The organism is Paenibacillus sp. GQ49, assembly GCF_059759055.1.
Map to the genome: position 1 here is coordinate 1 of NZ_JCAXEL010000032.1, position 21790 is coordinate 21790.

General features: G+C 43.5%; 24 protein-coding genes and 1 pseudogene. 5 read left to right on the forward strand and 20 right to left on the reverse strand.

What is annotated here, in order from left to right:
* Positions 1-83: 83 nt before the first annotated feature.
* From AC6CIF_RS30685 to AC6CIF_RS30700, 4 genes are all read right to left on the reverse strand, one after another.
* A complete protein-coding gene (locus AC6CIF_RS30685; RefSeq protein WP_498202616.1) occupies positions 84-761 on the reverse strand; it encodes an ABC transporter ATP-binding protein in 678 nt (225 codons plus the stop codon).
* Complete coding sequence (locus AC6CIF_RS30690; protein WP_498202617.1) at positions 758-1888, reverse strand: ABC transporter permease; 1131 nt, start codon at positions 1886-1888, stop codon at positions 758-760. Before AC6CIF_RS30690 ends, AC6CIF_RS30685 begins: the two co-directional genes overlap by 4 nt.
* A 67-nt stretch (positions 1889-1955) precedes the next feature.
* A complete protein-coding gene (locus AC6CIF_RS30695; protein WP_498202618.1) occupies positions 1956-3332 on the reverse strand; it encodes a sensor histidine kinase in 1377 nt (458 codons plus the stop codon).
* Positions 3329-4006, reverse strand: coding sequence for a response regulator transcription factor (locus tag AC6CIF_RS30700; protein WP_498202663.1), 678 nt, complete (start codon positions 4004-4006; stop codon positions 3329-3331). The genes AC6CIF_RS30695 and AC6CIF_RS30700 overlap by 4 nt, the downstream gene beginning before the upstream one ends.
* A gap of 290 nt (positions 4007-4296) precedes the next feature.
* On the opposite strand from AC6CIF_RS30700, the gene AC6CIF_RS30705 reads away from it, so the two are divergent.
* Positions 4297-5280, forward strand: coding sequence for a cation diffusion facilitator family transporter (locus AC6CIF_RS30705; RefSeq protein ID WP_498202619.1), 984 nt, complete (start codon positions 4297-4299; stop codon positions 5278-5280).
* A 196-nt stretch (positions 5281-5476) separates the two neighbouring features.
* Here AC6CIF_RS30705 and AC6CIF_RS30710 read toward each other — a convergent pair whose 3' ends face one another.
* The 11 genes from AC6CIF_RS30710 to AC6CIF_RS30760 all read right to left on the reverse strand — a co-directional run bounded on the left by AC6CIF_RS30710 (position 5477) and on the right by AC6CIF_RS30760 (position 13031).
* Positions 5477-6514: a UCP032817 domain-containing protein gene (locus AC6CIF_RS30710; protein ID WP_498202620.1), complete on the reverse strand. Its 1038-nt coding sequence runs from the start codon at positions 6512-6514 to the stop codon at positions 5477-5479.
* A 141-nt stretch (positions 6515-6655) separates the two neighbouring features.
* The gene (locus AC6CIF_RS30715) at positions 6656-7039 is read right to left on the reverse strand and encodes a hypothetical protein (RefSeq protein ID WP_498202621.1); all 384 of its coding nucleotides are present in this window, start codon (positions 7037-7039) and stop codon (positions 6656-6658) included.
* 163 nt (positions 7040-7202) lie between these two features.
* Positions 7203-8174 carry an aldo/keto reductase gene (locus AC6CIF_RS30720; RefSeq protein WP_498202622.1) on the reverse strand — a complete coding sequence of 324 codons (972 nt, stop codon included), beginning with the start codon at positions 8172-8174 and terminating at the stop codon, positions 7203-7205.
* 25 nt (positions 8175-8199) lie between these two features.
* Positions 8200-8616, reverse strand: a complete 417-nt coding sequence (locus AC6CIF_RS30725) for a MerR family transcriptional regulator (protein ID WP_498202623.1) — start codon at positions 8614-8616, stop codon at positions 8200-8202.
* 265 nt (positions 8617-8881) lie between these two features.
* The gene (locus AC6CIF_RS30730; RefSeq protein ID WP_498202624.1) at positions 8882-9436 is read right to left on the reverse strand and encodes a MepB family protein; all 555 of its coding nucleotides are present in this window, start codon (positions 9434-9436) and stop codon (positions 8882-8884) included.
* A gap of 179 nt (positions 9437-9615) precedes the next feature.
* Positions 9616-10089, reverse strand: a complete 474-nt coding sequence (locus AC6CIF_RS30735) for an NUDIX domain-containing protein (RefSeq protein ID WP_498202625.1) — start codon at positions 10087-10089, stop codon at positions 9616-9618.
* A gap of 20 nt (positions 10090-10109) precedes the next feature.
* Entirely contained in the window at positions 10110-10658 is a 549-nt protein-coding gene (locus tag AC6CIF_RS30740; protein ID WP_498202626.1) for an HAD-IIIA family hydrolase, read from the reverse strand.
* Between the two features lie 281 nt (positions 10659-10939).
* Complete coding sequence (locus AC6CIF_RS30745; protein ID WP_498202627.1) at positions 10940-11233, reverse strand: hypothetical protein; 294 nt, start codon at positions 11231-11233, stop codon at positions 10940-10942.
* 14 nt (positions 11234-11247) lie between these two features.
* A complete protein-coding gene (locus AC6CIF_RS30750; protein WP_498202628.1) occupies positions 11248-12111 on the reverse strand; it encodes a DUF4085 family protein in 864 nt (287 codons plus the stop codon).
* Positions 12112-12263: 152 nt separating this feature from the next.
* On the reverse strand, positions 12264-12653 hold the full coding sequence (locus AC6CIF_RS30755; RefSeq protein WP_498202629.1) for a hypothetical protein: 390 nt from the start codon (positions 12651-12653) through the stop codon (positions 12264-12266).
* Between the two features lie 60 nt (positions 12654-12713).
* Positions 12714-13031, reverse strand: coding sequence for a hypothetical protein (locus AC6CIF_RS30760; protein WP_498202630.1), 318 nt, complete (start codon positions 13029-13031; stop codon positions 12714-12716).
* A 58-nt stretch (positions 13032-13089) separates the two neighbouring features.
* Here AC6CIF_RS30760 and AC6CIF_RS30765 point away from each other — a divergent pair.
* The 3 genes and pseudogenes from AC6CIF_RS30765 to AC6CIF_RS30775 all read left to right on the forward strand — a co-directional run.
* A pseudogene (locus AC6CIF_RS30765) lies at positions 13090-13716 on the forward strand (IS30 family transposase); the annotation flags it as partial.
* Positions 13717-14034: 318 nt separating this feature from the next.
* Entirely contained in the window at positions 14035-15372 is a 1338-nt protein-coding gene (locus tag AC6CIF_RS30770; RefSeq protein WP_498202631.1) for a SpoIID/LytB domain-containing protein, read from the forward strand.
* 117 nt (positions 15373-15489) lie between these two features.
* Complete coding sequence (locus AC6CIF_RS30775; RefSeq protein ID WP_076209360.1) at positions 15490-15918, forward strand: hypothetical protein; 429 nt, start codon at positions 15490-15492, stop codon at positions 15916-15918.
* A gap of 194 nt (positions 15919-16112) precedes the next feature.
* On the opposite strand, the gene AC6CIF_RS30780 is transcribed toward AC6CIF_RS30775, so the two are convergent.
* The 3 genes from AC6CIF_RS30780 to AC6CIF_RS30790 all read right to left on the reverse strand — a co-directional run bounded on the left by AC6CIF_RS30780 (position 16113) and on the right by AC6CIF_RS30790 (position 18199).
* Entirely contained in the window at positions 16113-17234 is a 1122-nt protein-coding gene (locus tag AC6CIF_RS30780) for a hypothetical protein (RefSeq protein ID WP_498202632.1), read from the reverse strand.
* A 78-nt stretch (positions 17235-17312) separates the two neighbouring features.
* Positions 17313-17804, reverse strand: a complete 492-nt coding sequence (locus tag AC6CIF_RS30785) for an NUDIX hydrolase (RefSeq protein WP_498202633.1) — start codon at positions 17802-17804, stop codon at positions 17313-17315.
* Entirely contained in the window at positions 17801-18199 is a 399-nt protein-coding gene (locus AC6CIF_RS30790; RefSeq protein ID WP_074094132.1) for a winged helix-turn-helix transcriptional regulator, read from the reverse strand. The genes AC6CIF_RS30785 and AC6CIF_RS30790 overlap by 4 nt, the downstream gene beginning before the upstream one ends.
* 247 nt (positions 18200-18446) lie before the next feature.
* Here AC6CIF_RS30790 and AC6CIF_RS30795 point away from each other — a divergent pair, with 247 nt between their 5' ends.
* Entirely contained in the window at positions 18447-19034 is a 588-nt protein-coding gene (locus AC6CIF_RS30795; RefSeq protein WP_498202664.1) for an NAD(P)H oxidoreductase, read from the forward strand.
* A gap of 128 nt (positions 19035-19162) precedes the next feature.
* Here the strand turns inward: AC6CIF_RS30795 and AC6CIF_RS30800 are convergent, their stop codons facing one another.
* Together AC6CIF_RS30800 and AC6CIF_RS30805 are read right to left on the reverse strand one after the other, a co-directional pair.
* Entirely contained in the window at positions 19163-19804 is a 642-nt protein-coding gene (locus tag AC6CIF_RS30800; protein ID WP_498202634.1) for a FusB/FusC family EF-G-binding protein, read from the reverse strand.
* Between the two features lie 294 nt (positions 19805-20098).
* A complete protein-coding gene (locus tag AC6CIF_RS30805; RefSeq protein ID WP_498202635.1) occupies positions 20099-21718 on the reverse strand; it encodes a xylulokinase in 1620 nt (539 codons plus the stop codon).
* Positions 21719-21790: the final 72 nt, after the last annotated feature.

Genomic DNA, 21790 nt, shown 5'->3' on the forward strand with positions numbered 1-21790 from the left:
GGGAATACGTGACCCTCTTCTTATACTCTCTGCCCTTAAGCCTTGAATCAATGTTCTCTCCAGACTCTCAGACTATACTCCTTCTAATGCTGCACCAGTTTCCCATTTTCCAAAAAAAGAACCCGGCTACAGAGCGGCAAAACCCGCTCATCATGTGTAACCATCACTGCACTCTTGCCCTGCTCTTTCATAAGCCGTGCAATCATGCGGACAATATCCAGCCCACGTTCCGCATCCAGGCTGGCTGTCGGTTCATCCGCGAGCAGGACAGCCGGATCGTTCATCAACGCCCTTGCAATGGCGACCCGCTGACGTTCTCCGCCTGACAGCTTCTCCGCATATGCCTTCCGCCGATGGGTCAAGCCTACCGTATCCAACAGCTCATTCACTCGTTTCTCCGCTTTGTTTTTATCCGTTCCGGCGAGTTTCGCGACCACCATCAGTTGTTCTTCTACTTTCAGATACGGAATGAGGTTCGCACTTTGAAATATAAAACCAAGCTGCTGAAGCCGCATATCCGATATATCCTGTTTGCTTTTGCCCATAATAGAAGCACCGTCCAGTAGAACCTGCCCTTCGGTCGGTTCAAGAAGTGCACCAGCAATGGACAAGAATGTACTTTTGCCCGAGCCGGAAGGCCCCATCACAGCCACTAGTTCCCCTTCTGCTACTTCAAGGTCCAGTTTGTCCAGAATCACGCGTTTGCTGCCGCCATCTTCAAAGGTCTGTGTAATTCCCTGCAATACCAATCGGTTTCTCATGCTGCAGTCCTCCCAATCGCATCAAGTGCATCAATTTTGGTAACCTTCCACACTGAGAATAATGAACCAGCCACAGACATGAGTATGAATAACACACAGGTCAGTGCGAGGGTGGATAAGCCTAATTGAAACGGCATCGATGCTGGCAATATGGACTCGAACAGTCGAACCAACAACACGCTGATCACCAGACTGCCAATCGACAGAACCAACACTTGCAACGAAACACTACCCGCCAGATAACCATTCCGCGTTCCGATGGCTTTTAATATGCCGAACTGACTTGTTTTCTGAATCGTGATGACGTAGAAGAATACTGCAAGCACAAACGCTGAGATGACATATAGAAATGCGATCATCATGAGTAACGATCCCTGCTCTTCCTTATATCCAGGAATGGCCGATACGGCCTCCGATTTCGTAATAACTTCCGTATTAGGCAATGTAGTACTCACGCGGTCTAGCTGATCGCCCCCATCCTTGATCGCAATAGCATTGTATATCGGAGCATTGGCCTTGGTGTCTGCTGAAGCTTGAGAAGTCCGTGAACTTCCCTGGAGTGCGAGCCATTCCTGTTCATTCAGGAATACGACCGGGGAGTGACTGAAGGACTCATCTTGTACAAATCCACCCACGGTCCACTCCGTACCCGAAGCTTGATCGACCAGGACGGTGCCAATCGTTACTCCAGATTCAGACAACTTATGATCTACCACAACCTGCCCTTTTGTCTGATCCGTAATCGGAGTTCCTTCGGTAATGGTTGGAGCAAGCCAACCTTCCGGGTTAACCATGAACAGCGTGACATCGATCTTTTTTGTGTCGCCGGTTGGACTGACGGTTGTCATTTTCACACCGAGTGGCTCAGCGTTCTCTTGCCCCACTACGGCGCGAGCTTGATTAAGTTGATCCTGATCCACTTGTGACCGGGTAAATCGATGATTCGAATCCTGCTCCAGCACAAAGTGGGTTGCTGCCATATTTTTGACCGAAGCTGCGTTATCATACGCCAGCCCCTGTGCAAGACCTGTAACAAACAGTACCAGAAATGAAACCAGTACCATGATTGTAGCGATTAAGGCATAGCGCCCTTTGGCATACCTCATTTCCCGAATAGCCAAGTACATGTTCTGTGACCTCCCTCTTGATAACCCAAGTATAGGAGGCGAAAATGAACGGCAAATGAATAACAGATTACATCTGCGGAAGTGTCACGATAAAGACCGTACCCTCAGGCGAACTGGAAACCTCGATTGTACCGTCATGAATTCGGATAATTTTCTGCACAATGGCAAGTCCAAGCCCGGTTCGTCCAGAAGAACGTTCCCGCGCACGATCCACCCGATAGAATCGATCGAACAGGAAAGGCAGATGCTCCGCAGCAATTCCGTCTCCTGTATCCCGAATCTGAATCACACACTGGTTATCTGTCTGCTGGGCATGAATCTCAATGCTTCTTCCCTGTGGTAGATGGTTCACCGCATTGCCCAGTAGATTCATCCAAACTTGCATGAGCAGCACTTCATTGCCAACCAGCTGGATGGATTCGGGTACCGAAATCCGAAGCAACAGTTCTTTTTCTTCCAATTGCCATTGCAGCACCTGAACGGCTTGCCGGAATTGATCTCGCAGAGAGAACTTTACTTTGGACAGATCTTCGTTGCCTTGTTCAAGGGAAGACAGGAGAAGCAGTTGTTTGCTGAGCAAAGAGAGATGACGACTCTCCTCCTCTATGATTGATGCATAGTGCTCCCGTTCCTGTTCAGGCAGATCCCGATCCGCCACCAATTGGGCAAAACCCTGAATCGAGGTCAGCGGTGATTGAATCTCATGCGATACGTTGGATACAAACTGCTGTCGCGCCTGATCTACCCTTTCCAATTCACGACTCATGGTCATGAAATGCTGGGCCAGCTGTCCAATCTCATCCCGCCGTGCGGTAGGCAATTTCAGATTATATTTTCCTTGCGCAATCCGTTTGGTTGCCTCGGACAGACGTTCAATCGGATTGACCAGATAACGGGTACTGATCAGAAAGATCAGGATACTAATGCCTATCGTCAATGCTCCAATCAGTGCAAAAAAGATCCGTAGCTCACCGAATTGCAGAATTACATCCGGACGCATAAAGAGAGCGTAATTTGCATTGTCCAGCTGTAGATGAACACCCACGGTATTGCTTAATTGATTATCGAAGAACCCGGTAATGAATGGTTTACTCGGAAACTGGGCGACGCCATGGTACACCTCACCATTCAGCACCATTTCAACAGCTTGCTTGTCCAGATCTTTCTCACGGAATTCGCGGCCGTAGAATTGGTCAGTGCCTTTTCCATCCGTCACATAGATTTCGTACCCGAGTGCGGCAGCATTGTTCAGATAATCCTCCATCGTGCCGGGTTGCTGCTCCACAAATTGCTTCATTTGCGTCGCGATGCCCACCAGCTTCTCATCATTGAAATCCTTGAGTTTCGTATGATAGTAGATGTTGGACAAAAGAAAACCGAGCATGCCGCTGACCATAATCACGGCAATTGTAATGAGGAATACCCGGACGTACAAGGTTCTCAAGGTGCTTTCACCTCCATCTTGTAACCAATACCCCGCACAGTCTGAATGACAAAATCTTCCGTATAATCGGCAAAACGATCACGAAGCCGCTTGATGTGCACATCAACGGTACGGTCATCTCCTTCGTAATCTGCTCCCCAGACGAGCCGAATGAGTTCATCCCGCGAGAACAAACGGCCCGGAAACTGGGCCAGCTGTGAAAGTAATTCAAATTCTTTCATTGGCAAAAAGAGAATGGATTGCCCATCGGTAACCTCCACATTGTTTCGGTCAATGACGATCCGGTTCATACGGATAATATCGCTGGATGTGCGATGGTACCGACGAAACAACGCTTTTACCCGATAGACCAATTCTTCAGGTTCAAACGGCTTGGTCACATATTCATCTGTTCCTCTCAAATAACCATCTCTCTTATCGGATAGCTGATCACGTGCCGTCAGTAGCATAATGGGAATATCGTAGTGCTGCCGAATGTAATCACATAACTCCAGTCCGTCCATGCCCGGCATCATCACATCGAGGATCGCCAGATCAATCGGCGTTTCTTGCATCAGTCTGACCGCTTCCAATCCATCCTGCGCTTCATGGACCCGATACCCTTCCTTGGTCATGACATGCCGCAGGAGTGCTCGAATATTGGCATCATCGTCTGCTAGCAGCAGATGTTTCATATCGTTGTCCGCCCTTCTATGTAGCGAGTACATCTCACTTTGATCCTGCACAGATGGTAGCATAAAAGCAATCTCATTCGCCAGCACATGCATGGAGACACCTTGGGCATGTTTATATTTTCTTGAATCTGGTTGACACTATTATGTGGCGCAACTATAATAAAACCATAACATATGAATAAGCGCTCATATATTCATTTGTAGGCGATTAAACATTGCTTAGTCTCATTTATAGTCACACTAGAAATCATATTACATAAAGGAGCCTCGCTCCAAAGGAGAGGATATAAATGTCCGGACATCATCACAGTCACAACCATGGGCACGATCATGGACACAACCACGCTCACACCCCCAATAACAAGAAAGTCCTGTTGTTTTCCTTCATTATTATTACCATCTATATGATCGTTGAAGCCGTTGGTGGATTCATCACCAACAGTCTCGCGCTTATCTCAGATGCAGGCCATATGCTGTCTGACTCCATTGCACTCGGGATCGCTTTACTGGCGTTCACCTTTGGTGAAAAAGCAGTAAATACCGGCAAAACCTACGGCTACAGAAGATTTGAAATTTTGGCCGCTACGTTAAACGGAATTACGTTAATCGCCATTGCACTCTACATTTTCTACGAAGCGATTGGGCGTTTTATCAACCCGCCAGAAGTCGCAACCGTAGGTATGTTAATCATCAGCGTCATTGGATTGCTCATCAATATTCTGGTGGCCTGGATCATGATGCGTGGTAGCGATACAGAGAATAACCTGAATATGCGCGGGGCTTATCTCCATGTCATCAGCGACATGTTGGGATCGGTTGGGGCCATTGCGGCGGCACTGCTCATGATGTTCTTTGGTTGGGGTTGGGCCGATCCACTGGCGAGTGTGATTGTCGCGGCACTGGTATTGCGAAGTGGTTTCTATGTCACCAAATCCTCCCTCCATATCTTGATGGAAGGCACTCCAGCCAATGTGGATGTGAATGAACTGGTGCAGACTATTAAACAAGTTGATGGCGTCAAAGGCGTTCACGATGTGCACGTCTGGTCCATCACCAGTAACTTGAACGCGCTGACCGCACATATCGTGGTGGATGGAACGATGGATGTTTATGCATCTGAGATCCTGGTTCAGAAGATTGAACATATGCTGGAGCATAAAGAAATCAAACATGTGACGCTCCAAGTGGAGTCCGAAAAACATCTGCACGACACATCGGTACTATGTACGGTCAAAGGCGACGCACCAGATGCCCATGCGCATCATCACCATTGAATGTTTACTAAGCATAACTGCTAAATGAAAACAGGGCTGATTCCCATCACTGGGAAAGCCCTGTTTTTGATTTTTATAATTTTTTGGTATGTCCTACGGCTTGATGAACACATCCCTGCCTTCTTTTCTGACAGGTTATTCCGCTGTATCATCGACATCTTCTCTTTTTCCATTCATTCGCTAGCTTCATACTTCATTAATCTCCGCCACCACCACAAGATGAACAGCTGGATGAGCTGCAAGAAGAGTCGGAAGATGATCCCGAGGATGATCCGGATCCTCCCGAGGAACTACTACTGTCGGTACATTGATCCGTATAACAGCTGGAACTGCTCGTGCAACCACTGCTTGACGAGGAACCATAGGCTGCCTTTTCCTGTGGAAGAATTTCCTGCTCTAGCCGGCCCATGTGTAGCCCATATGTTGCCTCGTTATGCATGGAGTAATACACCATGGCGCTAGCCATGACGAGAGCTACATCGCTACTTCCGGAAGATGCTGGAGATAGCTCTTCTTCACTTAGAGTTGCGCATCTACGTAGTTGATCAATCAAGTAGGCAATCACCTGAGCAGCTTCAGGATCCTCCTGCATGCGTCTGGCATGAAACAGTTCATTCACCAGTTCGGATTGACTTCCCTGTGCGATCAGCTTCTGTACATCACTTGATAATGGGTAAGTGAAAAAATCACCCCAGATTGCAGCACTGTAGGGAGTGAACTCGAATAATTGACAGTACACCCAGTCAAACCATGCACGTGCTCCTGGCGTTTCGCGGCGGTTGATTGCCGGCTCATGGTGTACCGTGGAACCCATTAATTCTGCACAAAAATCAGCGTAAGATTTCGTAAACATCAGCATCTCATGCCACAAATCATCAACTTCATCACTGAACATGGGCACCTGCTTAAGTAATGAAGCCATAATGAAATATCGCTTAAGCTCTATCAATTTCCACCGATACTCCAGCGTTTTCATGTGAGGATATTCCTGTTGAATTCGGATCTTGAGTTTGTTGGCAAAATGCTTATTGTAACTCTTCTCCAATTGAAGAATGGTTTGCTGATAGGAGACTTCTTCTCGAAGTCCAAGATTCAATGGTGCTTTTTTTCGTCTGTACGTAACTTTCGTCTGTTTTCTGCGTCTTCCTGCTGGACGGAAAATCTTGAGCTTACGTCGAACCAAATAGGCTGTTACAACTAATAAAACTGCTGCAAGGTAGTAGTAGATCGGCATAATAAAACCGCTCCTCTCCGTTGATCTTCTCTATGTAGGGTTAAACTATCATTAGTATAAATGAGGAACAGCAGTAATTCATAGAGCCCTTTGGCATACATGCCAGGGCTCTAGTTTAGTATATTCTATTGTTGCTCATTGTTATGAAATGGCAATGATTATACCCGTTATCAACATCAACAACGTTACGGGCGCCCAGATTCTTCGTTCCCATACACTTCTCGTGATCAGATTCAAAATCGTCCCCAACACCAAATACCCAACGATAAACCAAATTGCTATATCTGAGAACGAAGACCATCCAGGCAAAAGCAATCCTGATTTACTCAGGACAACGATACCCATGAATGCCAAAATTGCAATCTGAACTATGCAGGCAAAACGCATGGAGATGGGGTATTTCCCGGGAAACTTCCCACCCATGGCGTACTCTCCCCATGGCACACCTACTGCCAACGTAACCTGAAACAGAATAACGATCAGAATCAAGACAGTGAATACGATTGCTGATGTCAATACAATCATGACCACACTCCAGTATTCAAAGTGACAGTAGAATCACTCCCATAATAGGGATACCTTATTTTCCAATCGTATATCCTTCACTCTCTACAGAAATACAAACCTGATTGTTCTCTAAATTATACAGGATATGCCACTAAATCATACTTCCTTTTTCGCCTCATTTTTACCCGTTAAGCTGAGTCATCATTTCTTTCATATAACGTGTTCCATGGACCTTGTTTTGGGGACTTACCTTTTCAATGCGAGCTAAGTCATCTGGTGTAAGTTCAATCGTTGCAACGTTCGCGTTTTCCTCCAAATATTTGATTCGTTTCGTTCCCGGAATCGGCAATGCGTTATTAGCCATTGTCCAAGCTAAAGCCAATTGTGCAGGCGTGCAACTCTTCTCCATTGCGATCTCTTTGATTTTATCCACAACTTCTATATTTTTGGCGAAATTGTCTCCTTGGAACCTCGGCATATATCTGCGCAGATCATTAACATCCAAATCTTCGAATTTCCGTATCTCACCTGTGATAAACCCTCTGCTTAATGGACTGTATGCAATATGGGTAATACTCAGTTCTCTAGCAGTTGGTAGAATCTCGTCCTCAATATCCCTGCTCCACAGGGAGTATTCGCTCTGCAACGCAGAGATTGGATGAACGGCGTGTGCACGGCGTAAAGTGGAAGCCGATGCTTCCGACAAGCCAAGGCAGCGGACTTTCCCCTCTTTAACCAAGTCAGCCATCGCGCCAACCGTTTCCTCAATCGGAATCTGAGGATCTACCCTATGTTGGTAGTACAGATCAATATAGTCGGTGTCCAGCCTGTGAAGACTTGCTTCTACAGCCTTTTTCACGTAATCCGGATGACCATTCAACGTCTCATAGTTTGGGGTATACGCAAATTTGGTAGCAATAATGGCCTGATCGCGACGTCCCCTCAGCGCTTTCCCCAGTAGTTCTTCATTATGACCATTACCATACACATCAGCTGTATCCAGCAGTGTAACGCCAATCTCCAGCGCGTGATGGATGGTCTTTATTGACTCCTCATCATTGGTTTCGCCGTACATCCCCGGAGACATGCCCATAATTCCCAGTCCAATTGAAGATACGACGATATCGCTATTTCCCAGCACTCTTTGCTTCATATCTCCATCTCTCCATCCGTTAATATTAGTTTTTGCCGATGCTTTCCATTTGATCTAGCAACTTGCTCTCTGAAGGAAACTTTCCTGTTTCTATGTCTTCATAGATGGTCAATTTGTTATTCACCGCTGCAAGTGCTTCGGCAATTTCAAGTTGGCGGCGATGTAACTCCTCTTTGTATTCGTGAAGGATCGCTTTCCGTTGTGGAATCGTTGAATCACCATCCAGCGCCAGACTAACCATATGTTTCAGGGTAGCTACCTTCATACCTGTTGCCCGGAAACAAGACATCAGTCTCATCCAATCCAGATGTTCTTCCTCGAACATCCGATTTCCATGCTGATCCCGTTGAATGTAAGGGAGCAGTCCCTCCTTCTCGTAGTAACGAATTTTATGTGCAGGACAACCCAGCCGCTCCGAAGCTTCTTTTATCGAGAAAGCCATAATGCTGACTCCTCCTTTATGTTCATTTTTGGATGCATTTGGCTGGTTCTTTTACATCCTAAGGCTTAATGTTCACATTAAGGCAAGCACAAATTTCAAAAAAATGAAATGAACTAACGTTCACTATTTTTTAACAAATGGATGACATAACACACGCTTCAGTACTGGGAAGTAACGATTAGAGGAGATATGCCAAAAAGATCGGTGAAAAGCTGATATTCAGAGGAGGAGAGTTTGGAGATGCTGGGCTACTGTTTCGCTTACTTTAATCGCTGGGGCCATAAAGTACCCGGGCTTGATCACAGTTCAACGGTTCGTTAAAAGGTACTTCCAGGAAGTATTCCAGCTGCCATTGCTGCGTTTTTAGAGCCTGTTTACTTGTTGGTTTATCCCAAGGCGGATATACACGTATGGCACGCTTGCCACCTTTGCCTTGATCCGATAGGATATCTCGTTGCAACAATACATGCTTCGGAAATACAAATTGACCAAAGTTGCTACCTGTGCGCGTACTAATGACATACACATCTGCTGGATCTGATCCATCATATGGCTGTGTCGAACCATCCTCACTCCGCTGCCATAGGGTAACAAATTGTCCGATCTTGGTTGGCGTGGTTTTGGCGACGCGGAATCGAATGGAGAGAGAATTTAAGGTAAACACATATGCCCCATATTCAGCATTTTGTGCTTCTTCATGTGATTGTGAGCATACAAAGCCACACTTGTCATAGATAAGTTCTTTACTGGCAAGTAAGTCACCATGAAGCATATCGAAGGTCCATGCATTCGGACTATGCAAACTATTTTTGTTATCCAACTTGTGATATCTCTCCTGTCTTGTATAGTCTGAACTAAGGCATTTACGATAGCTGTAAAAAGTTTGTTAGTTCAAAGTTCCTGACATAATCGCTTCCATTCATGCCAAGCCTTCAAATACTCAGGAAGATCATCAGGATGATGCTTGTTACTCAGCCCAATTCGGCACAGTGGGTTGGCTTACCTTTCAAAATGGGCACGTTCTTCTTGATTGGAACTAAAAATATAATCTGGATACTGGTTTGCCATGGGTGGAAGCTGATCCTTGGGGAAAAACTGTAGATCCTTCATCTCTTCGTTATCGGGCGTGAGTTGCCCAGATTTGATCCTGCATTCAAATACGATAGTCAAATATTCAACCTGATGACCATTACTGTATGTAAACCGTCTTGCTTCACCCCCGTATACTCCGATAATCTTCTCGGGTTCAACAACTAGACCTGTCTCTTCCAGTGCCTCTCTAGCCATCGCTTGAGCCGGTGTCTCACCAAGCTCAATTGCTCCAGCAATCAACCCCCAGGTTGATTCGTTATGTTTACGACCGAACAGGATCTTCCCTTGTTCATTTCGGATAATCCCAGCCACACCCGGCATAAAAATAAGCTCGTTGCCGATCTTTTCCCTGTGGTTTTTGTAATAGTCTGACATGCCCATACACCGTTACCTCCTGTCTTTTATTTACTGAATTCTCTTCCATGAAGGATCCATTGTACGGCATCCCAAATATCCTCTGCGATATAATCAGGTTCGGTCTCCATCCATTTGTCTCTGAATTTGGTTAATGAAGATTCCCCCCAGCCTGTTCTCACCATGATCTTGGTCGCTCCTACGGCATGGGCAGCAAGCATGTCTGTGTCTCCTACATCTCCAATAACGATGCATTTGGATAAATCCAGACCGAGTTCCTCTGATGCCCGTAATAACATTCCGGGTTTAGGCTTTCTGCAGCTGCATTCTTGCTCATGCGGACATATATAGGAGTGATCGAATCCGTACTCGCGAAATTGCTCTTCAAAATCCTCAACACTTGCTTCTCCACGTGAGATTCGATATTGATTCGTAAAAGCCAGTACCATAATTCCTTCTCGTTTCAAAAGCATAATTGCTTCTTGAGCATTTGGGTATAATCTGAAATCTCTCGGATGAATAAAATGACCTGTACCACCGATAGTTCCATCTCTGTCTATAAAAACAGCTTGTACGTTTCCCTGTGGTTTCATCATGGTCTGTTCCTTTCTTAGAAAAATTTCAAGTCTTGTCGTTCATCTATACTTTCTCGTCAATAATATGCTTGCTACCATCTTGCTGCTTATGGTGTTGCAATTTTTTTATTTCAGTTTTCAGATAGTGCACTTCTTTGATCAATATATCCAGCTTTTTCGATGTTTTGGATGAATCTATCGCATAACGTACAATTGCAGCCAAGATAAGAACGACAATTAAACTTATAATTGAGATCACTAAAGCCCAGATAAATTCCGAAATGGTGTCCAACTCCTTGCTGTCAAAATAATAAGTCGTACAACTCTTCTGAAAACCAAAACCATATAATCCCCAGGATCACCATAATGGTGCCTAGTACTTTTAATATTATTTCGATATGTTTAGGGATATCACTATTAGGTGGGTTATCTTCAAACTCGTGATTAGGTTTTATTTCTCGATATCTTATCAGAACAAATATTTTGTATAGAAAATCAGGAAAGAAGTAACATGCAATGCCCACGACAAATACGGGAGTAGATAAATACCCAAAGGTACTGGTGGTCCATTCCATCTCTATTTCCTTCATATTCATCCTCTTGGCCTCTCTCATTCTACCTCTACGAGAATGTCAGCACAGCGAACAATCAGCTCAGGCATATTCTCTCCATCAAATAGAACATGAAGTTCATATCCATTATCGATCCGATACAGCTCTTGATATAACCAATAACTGCCGACAATCTCACCATCTTGCTTAAGGATTTCCGGCGCAACGAGCGTGAGTTTATTTATATTGGTGAAGCCCCCACGTGTGTCAAAACGAATGAGCACTTCATCCCCTGTCAGTAGTTCCATCACTGTACAATCATGAAATTGAACCCGACTACGGATTTCATCGGGAATATCCTGCGCTAAAATGGCTTCCCTGTATTCATTCGATACACGCTCCATCTCTCTCCTATTTTCTGCACTCTGTTTCTTCAGCTGGAGCATAACTTCTCTCGTGCAATAACCCAACGTAAATACACGGATATCCGCAATTTGCTCATATATTTCCTTTGGTAATCGTTCTTTCTGGTGTTTGTAATCCCATTCCTGCATCTCTTTAAATGCAATTCTATGCTGTAGCTTGTCAAAAGGAGGCCTCACATCATAATCCGCGATTAATTTTTCGATTCGCTCTCTTTCTTCAGCAGGCATCTGGTATACTCTTTTATCGTCTTCCGATATCTCATTCCCACTAAGAAACTTTTCGGCAGGTACAAAAACATGGCCATTTTGCTTCAGCAAAAAACGAGGATCTATATTGTACATCTCACGTTGAAGCTCTATATACTCTTTTTCTTTTCTTTTATAACGTCGTAGGAAAAGTGCTTCGTCAAATTCGTAAGCTCCTCTATGTACCCTCATCCCAAAATGAAGCCCTGTCCGCTGACACAGCTCATACCATTCTTTCGTTCGATATCTCATATGCATCTCTCCTGCTAATTTTTAGAAATCTAAATCTACTTTGCTATTGAAGCATAGACCTGATCTCGTTAGAAACTGCTCTATTGTTTGCATCGCTACTCCTCCAAAATCTTCAGCCCTAACGATTACTTATACTCAACAAACGTACTGGTCTACCCCAAGGTTTGAAAAAACTTGTGTTTTATCTCTTTGTTGTTTCGCGCCGCCCATTCATGCACTGCTTCTACGCCTGCGGACTCCTGACCTCGTTGAAAATAAAAACATAGATCCATCGGCACTAAGCGTTTACCATAGAGTTTGATGCCAATCCGTCTGTAATTCATATAAATACACTCAATCTGAGATGCATCATATCTCTGATGTTTCATAGAAATCACATGATCGCTTTCCAGCGTAATACTGGGTTTAGTGAAAAACAAACGCCAGATCAGGAAAACAATATAACTCAGAATAAAGGTCAATATAATGACCAGGGAGTACTTCAGAATACCATTTTTATCGTATATACCATCCTTGAAAAGTATAGCTTCAATGACCAACATACATAGTAGGCTCAACCATGCTCTTGGATAAATCGTCTTGTACGTGATGAGTTCCACCTCCTAATTATTCTCTTCATTAATCCGAAGCCACTCGGAAGAGGCTTTTCTGGCAAAATGCTTTTCAACAAAATCCAAAATATCATCAATGCCGGGTAATGCTGCATTTTCTTTAGCTTCGTCAAACGTCATCCATTGGTACTCGGTATGTTCATGATTTAACCGGACAGGCTGGCTTTCATCCACATATCCTACGAATACGGTAGCAGTATAGATATACTCCCCCATGGGTGAATAATATTGTTCGAATTGATTGGCAGAATACGACGGATTGTAATATGAAGTGCGACACCTACTGGAAATAAATAAAAAAGGGCCCATGGCCGGATTCGTGTAGAATGAAAGTTCTCACACCCCATTCACACAAGGAGAATCCACCATAAGCTACACACATCTTAGCATAATCGAACGCAGCAAGCTAGAAATCCTCCACCAGCAGGGCAAAAGCTCACGAGCGATCGCAAAGGAACTGGGCAGACATCCCTCGACCATTTGTCGTGAATTAGCGCGCACAGCTTCATCCGAAGCCTACGAAGCAGAACAAGCTCAGAATGCATATCAGGAACGTCGTCACGCCTCGGTTCCTTCAGGGAAATGGTCGGATACCTTGGCTACTTCGCTGGAAGTAAAACTTGCGGCCACATGGTCTCCAGAACAAATCACCGAACGTTTTCGTGCAGATGGCCTGCCTGTAGTCTCCTTCAAAACTATCTATCGCTGGATCTACGCAGGACGTCTGGTTCAAGGTACATTGCAGGTCTTACGTCACAAAGGGAAGCGTCAGAAACCCGCAGAAACTCGCGGTAAATTCGCCATTGGCAGAACCATTTCAGATCGTCCGAAAGAAGTCCGCTCCCGTGAAACCTTTGGGCACTGGGAACTGGATACCGTCGTATCAGGTCGTGGGAAGGAGTTTACTTGCTATACCAATCTGGAGACGACCCATGGCCTGCACGTTTATTTTGCTGGCCCGTATTCATCCTGGCAACGTGGTTCCAACGAAAATGGGAAGCTCACGAGTCTTTCACAGAGGAACTGTCGCACTCGGTTTGACAATCCGTCTAAAATTCGAAAATATCACAAAAACATCATTGACAATATAGAGTTCAATAGGTAAAAATAGTAATTGTATCAAGATTCAATATAAGGAAGATATTAGAAAAATATTCATTGATACTTCCGCTAATTACAACCTTTAGAGAACTAAGATTTATAGAGATCTATGATCGGGAGTAGCTTGAATTCATAGGTGGTGATAAATGAAAGTTCATTTAACGCTGTATCATAGTTTATCCATTCTATATAACTAGGAGGAGTAACACTCATGTTGAAAATGTTCAAATCAGTATTTGTGTCTTGTTGCATGGTATCGATTCTAACAATTCCACTTGCAAGTAACGCCTTTGCAACTGAATCGGTTGAAACCATCAGTGCATCTAACAGCATATTGCCTACCGTTGTCTCTGATTATGTCGATTCAATCAATAATAGAGACTGGAATTCATTTGTTCAAACTTATTCACCTGATCGTCAACAATTTTATCAAGGATTCCCAAATAAAGAACAAAAAGAAAATAAAACTGGTATTCTATCTGTAGAATCTATAAGTGTATTTGAGGCTAAAAAACTTCCTTCCAATAATATACTAAAAGTAGAGCCCTATTTTGCTGACATTAGCTCAGCATATACGGATATCGGATATTACTATGTTGGTTTTAATTATACAGTCAATAAAGAAAGTGAATTCTTCTACAATGGTGTTAAATATGAGTTAATTGCAACAGGGAAACTAAACGGACAAGAATATATTATTGGTCATGAAAATGTTTATAACATTGATGAACTTGTAGCTCTTGGTTATGCATTTAATTCAGCAGCTGAGCAACAAGCAAATAACGTAGTTAAAGAAAGAGAACAAGGGCATATAGTAAACTTTGAAAATAAATCTATCCAGCAAACTACTATTAAAGAAGATGCACAACATGAAGAATTGAATCAAATAGTAGATGAAAATAGTATAGATCTAAATCAGGATTTTCCCGAAACGACTACGATTAAGAAACCTAGAGAACAATTAAATTTGGAAAAAGCTAAGAACGGAGTTAACGCTCAGGGTAATTCGGGCGATATACAACCTCTAAGTGCTACTAGTACGCCATCAACATTCAAATTGTATATTACTGGTTCCGGAACAATCACCAATATCGGCTTTGACACTTACGCTAAGAATGTATTGCCAAACGAGTGGTATGGATCATGGAAATCAGAGTCATTGAAAGCTGGAGCAGTAACAATTAAGACATATGCATGGTATAACGCCACTTACCCAAGAAAACCTGCAACAGATTATGGGGCACACTTGACAGACCGCTGGCAAAATTACCAACATTATGTTCCAAATTCTGGACAAACAGCTACAAATAATGCCGTTAATGCTGTATCAGGAATTTTCATGGTCAATTCTGATGGCAAAGTTTTTGACGCTCAATATAGAGCAGGATCAGAAGGGGATATTGGTACAGTTTGGGGTGGAGTGTTAAGTCAATGGGGCACACAATATATTGCACAAAATTATCCAGAGTATAACTACTACACTATACTAAGCTATTATTACAGTTTTTCTGATAAAAGTAGTGGATACATCCAAACTGGGAACTATTAATCATTTAGTTCAGATTAAAAACGTCAAACGTAAAGTTTGGCGTTTTTTTGGAATTTTATTTAATTTTTTTCTATAATATAGATTATTCATTCAAAATTATAGAAGGAGGTGATAATAATGACAAAAAAAGCATTCTATCTGCTTCTTTTTTTCCTTCTTCTTCTCACTGCGTGCACTTCAGAAGACTCTGCGAAAAATCATGAGTCTGAGGATGTGCAAAGAAAAGAGTCTGCACCTATGATCATGAGTATTAAGACTAACTTCCCTGAAAAAGAAGGTTGGGTTGTAGTCCCTGCAAACAGTTCTGATTTAACTGTCACTGTAGAGACGACCAACGCGGAAACACTTCTTTTCTGGTCCGTTCCAACTGGGACAGAGACATGGGGAGAAAGAGAACTAATCGGATACGATACCAGTGGGAATGATGGTTGGAAAATAACGTGGAATATTGCGGGTAAGTCCTTACACAATCGTTTAGTGGTTCAAGCATTGGGGAGTGATGGAAAAACGATCACTGATGAAACGATAAATATTACGAATGAGTAAGTTTGACTTAGATAATTAATTTACGAAGATAAAATTAACAATGGATGCCCACTTTAGGTGATCGTCCATTGTTAATTATGCAGTTGTCTCTGAACCATTTAATCTTGGTAAGCAGCTTCTCCTTATTTTGCTCAAATTCATATTCAGTAATGATATTTTTTCTCTCAAATTTCTACTTGTGAGTTTGATGGACTTTAAATGATTGGTGCTAAGCCTTCTGATTGTAAAACTTCTAACTTGGCAGGTGGGATGCTTTCTTGCAAATCTCCACTCATAACATCCATCGCCTCCCATTCGACGAATACAACAAAGTTTTCCGTAAGTCGGGAGTAATCGGACCAATTCGTCGTTTCATTGAGGTCATACGCGACTTCCTTCCACAATCTCATTCCTTCCTCCCACCAATCTCCGTTGCTACGCCAATACATAATAAGAGTTCTAAGCTTCTCAATTAAATCATGATTTGTAAGTTCTTGTTGATCAATTCCAGGATGCTCTCCTGAATTCCAAATGTTGTAATAGTAATCTTCGTTTTCATCTTTCTCTTCAATTTGTTCTTCTCTTATTTCTTGCAAACCTGGATCAAAAATAGGTGAATATACCGTATCAACTTCATCGTGTAAGTAGATGGACAGAAAACAATATCTTTTGTCCGATTGATTTTCACAGAGAACATCAATAATGTCTTTCACGGCCAGAATGAGTTCCTTTTTCACCGTTTCCCGGAGTATTAGAACTTCTTCAGGTGGCATCTTCACATAGATCACACCTTTGGTTCCATCTAACACTCGCTGGAGAATTCCTTGCTCATCATATTTGAAATAGGTGAGAAGAAGGTGATCAAAAAGAGCATTATTTTCGTATTGAGGTTGATATACTTCTACAAGTCTGTTGCTTTCATAGATATAATCCTCATACTCTAATTTATTGAATCGAGTAAAATACTCAACTGACCGACAGATTAACCCGTCTTGTATCAAATATTCCTTGACTGAGTCCAATTCGCCATCGACATACGTTCTTGTCGTTATATGACTTTCATCATATGAAACATACGTGTAGCCATCAATTAAATCGTCACAGGCCAAAATCCGTATTCTACCTTCATCATCAAACTCATAATAGGTATCTGTCACTTCATACGAGATATCTCCAGGAATTTCACCTTGGCGCGCATACCAGTACGGAGAAATGTCATACCGTTTACTTGTCGTATATTCTCTTCTATGTACCCGTGCTTCTGCTTCTTGTTTGTAAGATTGATACTGTTCTTGTGCATCTCGATTAAGCTTCACATAATATTCTTCGTTAATCATTTGTCTCACACCTCTTTCATTATTATGCCTCTAAACTTCTGAATTTCTCTAAAAACCTTCATATCTTCTGATCTCGAATTACATCTTCCCATCAATCCGCAGCCATTTCGACGGAGCCTTCTTGGCAAAATGCTTTTCAACAAAATCCAAAATATCTTCAATTCCGGGCAATGCCGCATTTTCTTTGGCTTCGTCAAACGTCATCCATCGGTACTCGGTATGTTCATGATTTAACCGGACGGGCTGGTCTTCATCCACATATCCTACGAATACGGGAGCAATATAGATATACTCCCCCATGGGTGAATAATATTGTTCGAATTGATTGGCAGAATACAACCGGACTTCTGTAATACCTGTTTCCTCATGAACTTCTCTGAGTGCAGTTTCCCAAGCCTTCTCGCCCTTTTCTATCCCGCCGCCAACATAACACCACTCGTTATGCAACATACGACCAGCCCGCTTTAGCATCAGTACACGGTATTGATCGAGGCTTTTCTTCAACAGAACTACAGCCACGCCTTCACAACGAATAGGGACTGCCTGTTTCACGTGCTCTGCACCATTCAATTTCTCGCCCCCTTCTCTTCAGAATCGAAATCCTCCAATACTTTAAACTTATCCCCGTGGATTTTGTCCAGATGCTCTTCTCCCCAATAACATAGATGATCCAGGGCAGGCTTGAGTCCCCAGCCGTAGTCCGTCAACTCATATTCCACTTTGGGAGGAACCTCCGAATATACCTTGCGCTGCACAATCTCGTCCTTTTCCAGACCTCTGAGCTGTGTTGTCAGCATCTTCTGCGTAATGTCCGGTATCAATCTTCGAAGCTCCGACGTACGTTTCCGCCCGGTCATCAAATGATAAATAATCAAAGGCTTCCACTTTCCGCCCATAACTTCCAAGGCCGCTTCCACGCCTACTTTATATTTTTTTGGAGCACTCGTTTCTCCATGTTCTGTCATTTTTGAACCCCTCCATAATCAGGCTGTATCCCAAGTGAAAATATAAACTTTTTGCTGCTCTTCTTTCTATTATTTAAGCCCATTTCGAGGCATCCATTTAGGGTACTTTAATGTTCCTATGGCACTTCATTCTTCCTATAGAACATCAAAGTGCGTACTTCCAGATGTTTTCATACCTGTTTATAATAGCATCAGCCACTGATTCATGGCTACAAGACTGCAATCCAGAAAGGTAGTGAAAGATAAGATGAACGTACTCGTTGTAGTATCCCATCCAAGAAAAGACTCCCTGACCTTTCAGGTAGCTCAACGTTTTGCACAGGGTCTTACCGATGCCGGTCACGGTTATGAGATATTGGATTTGCATGGGATTGGATTCGACCCGATTCTTCGTGAGATGGATGAACCAGACTATACCCAAGAAAATCAGGTATTCTCACCTGAGGTTGAAACCGAGATGAAGCGGTTGAAGAAACACGATGCTGTGGCTTTTGTGTTTCCTCTCTGGTGGTGGCATCTGCCAGCCATGTTGAAAGGTTATGTGGATCGAGTCATGAACAACGGATTTGCTTACGGCGCGAACAAGCTCTCTCATAAGCAGATATTGTGGATCGCTCTTTCGGGTGTGACGGAAGAACAGATGCAGAAGCGCAACTATGGTCAATCGATCGCCAACCTGCTCAATGTGGGGATTGCCGATTATTGCGGTGTGTCCCAATCAAGGGTTGAGTTTATCTATGAAACGTTGGAATCCAAGCCTGAGCATTATGAGGCACTGCTGAACCATGCACATCACTTGGGACTGAACTATGTCAACGATATTCCGACTCCATGATCGTATGAGAAAAAAGGTATGACAGAATATGAATTCTGAAGTTTTGTAGTACGTTCAATGGCGAATCACTACGCTTGAACAGGGCAAAAAGGTCGCTCCGAAGAGCGACCCTGCCTGTGTGTCTTGCATTATTTTACTGTCGAGAGAAGAAACTTCTCCAACATAGTGATATCAGTAATGCTATGGTTGCAAGCTGTGTTATCCATGCATACGTACTGGGCAATGGAAGAAAAGTTATCTGGCGAATGAGCCTTCGTCTTCACGTTGAAGAATCCAAGCTCCTGATGACGATGACAGAACATGCAGTACCCTTTTTTGTTCGTGGGTGTAATCCGTCCCTCAATACCGAGGAATCTGCCTTCGTACGGGTACACGATGAACAAACGGCTCGTCGCAATGTCAGTCCATCTCAGATAGGTAGTACGTGCGTAATCGACTAACTCCAGATCCGGCAATTTAAGCTTCTTCGCCTTAGGAAACAGCTTCTGAATCTGCTTCGCTGATACTTGCGGAAATAGAATCAGATATGATTCGAGCTGGTTCAGATACGTCTGCAATTCATGTGTCGTCTCATACGTGGATAACTGCTCCAGCAGTTGCTTCTGCTCCGAAGTGAGTTCATCGAAGATGCTCACCGCATTTGTGCCGACCGTATAACGGACGGTTTCCAATACTTTGGGATCCACAACCGAGCGTAGCGTTTTGAGCAGGAAATCAGCTTGTTTTTGAATATAATTGAATTGATGATTCTGAATAAATGGTGTTTGCATGGCGTTCAGCCCCTTATTTTTATTGGAAGAACAAATAAGGTGCAAAGCCTGCGGGATGTAACATTATGTTGATATTGATTCCAGGGCAACAATCTCATTTTTGTCGCGCCCTACACAAAGTCCGCCCCTATTCAGGCTTTGCGTAAGGCTTTCTAGCGAACGAGCAATCCGGCATCATCCATATTGCCACGTCATAACCCCCAATACGATAGATATATCGAAATTATAGCAGGGCAGCATAGTGTAGGCAACGGGCTTCGTTCCAATCTCCTCTGTTCAAGAAATTATTACATCTCAGGCTTTCTTCCCATTCTCCACGAAATGATCTATTGCTGACTGCTCAATGGCCAGTCCTTCCGTGTAACGCTCCATGAACAAGGCAAATCCATTCACATCCGCGCTATTTGGAGAAACCTCTTGTCCTTCTGCATCAATAAACACCTTGGTAGTAAGGTACTCCGCCAAACCCTCGTGCTGCTGCTTATTAACCATGTAGGAAGCCAAAATAGCCATTCCCCATGCGCCACCTTCACCAGCGGTAGACATGACCGACACGGGAATATTCAGTGCGGATGCGCACATTTTTTGAGCGACTAGTGGGGTTTTGAACAATCCGCCATGCGCCCAAATGTGCTCAATCGTTACGTGCTCCTTCTGTGTGAGAATATCCAGCCCGAGCCTTAGTGCAGCAAACGCAGCAAATAGATGGACTCTCATAAAGTTTGCCAGATTGAAGCGGCTCTCTGGAGAACGTACGAACAACGGACGACCTTTTGCAATTCCTGTAATGTTCTCTCCTGAATAGTAGCCATAGCTCAGTAAGCCACCGCCATCAGCGTCAGCTTTCAGTGCTTCATTAAACAACACACTGAATAACTGGTTCATATCGGGCTTCTGTCCCATAGCCTCATAAAACTCACGGAACAAGTCGACCCAGGCATTAATATCGCTGGAGCAGTTATTCGCAAGAACCATAGCCACAGGGTTGCCTTCAGGTGTAGTCACGATGTCAATCTCAGGGTATACCGTAGACAGGTTTTTATCTAATACAATCATGGCATAAATCGATGTACCTACGGAAATGTTACCCGTACGTTTTTGGACACTATTCGTAGCGACCATGCCTGTTCCAGCATCGCCTTCCGGAGGGCACAGTGGTATATTGGATTCCAAGTTACCTGATGGATCTAACAGTCGGGCACCAGCTTCACTAAGATATCCGGCATGTTCACCGGCAGTGTACACTTTAGGTAAAATATCTTTAAGATTCCACGGGTAGCCTTTGTCGGCAATTAAATCGTCAAACTTCTTCAACATTTTTTCATGATATCCCAGTGTGGATTCATCAATTGGGAACATACCTGAGGCATCCCCTATACCCATAGCTTTACTGCCAGTCAACAGCTGATGTATGTAACCTGATAGTGTCGTAATATAATTGATGTTAGTGACATGCTCTTCTCCGTTCAAAATCGCTTGATACAAATGTGCGATGCTCCAACGCTCTGGAATTTTAAACTGGAATTTCTCGGTTAGCTCTGATGCAGCCTTACCCGTTGTGGCATTGCGCCATGTACGGAACGGAACCAATAACTCCCCTGTTTGATCGAGTGCAATGTAACCCTGCATCATAGCAGAACATCCGATTGAGCCAATTTTTTGTATCGTTACACCATAATTTTTTTCAATCTCTTGCTTTAATTGATGATAGGTTTGTTGCAACCCATGAATCATTTCATCCATAGGGTAAGTCCAGTAACCGCCAATCAATTGATTTTCCCACTCATAACTGCTGGAACAGATGGTATTAAAATGGTGATCCATGAGTACAGCTTTGATTCGTGTGGATCCAAATTCAATGCCTAGCGAAGTTTCTCCCCTGATTATTGCTTGTTTCAAGTTTTGATTCACCATCGTATTCATCCTCTCGGCTTAATAAAACAACTCTTTCATCAACTTCCAATGTACCATTTTATTCAAATAAAG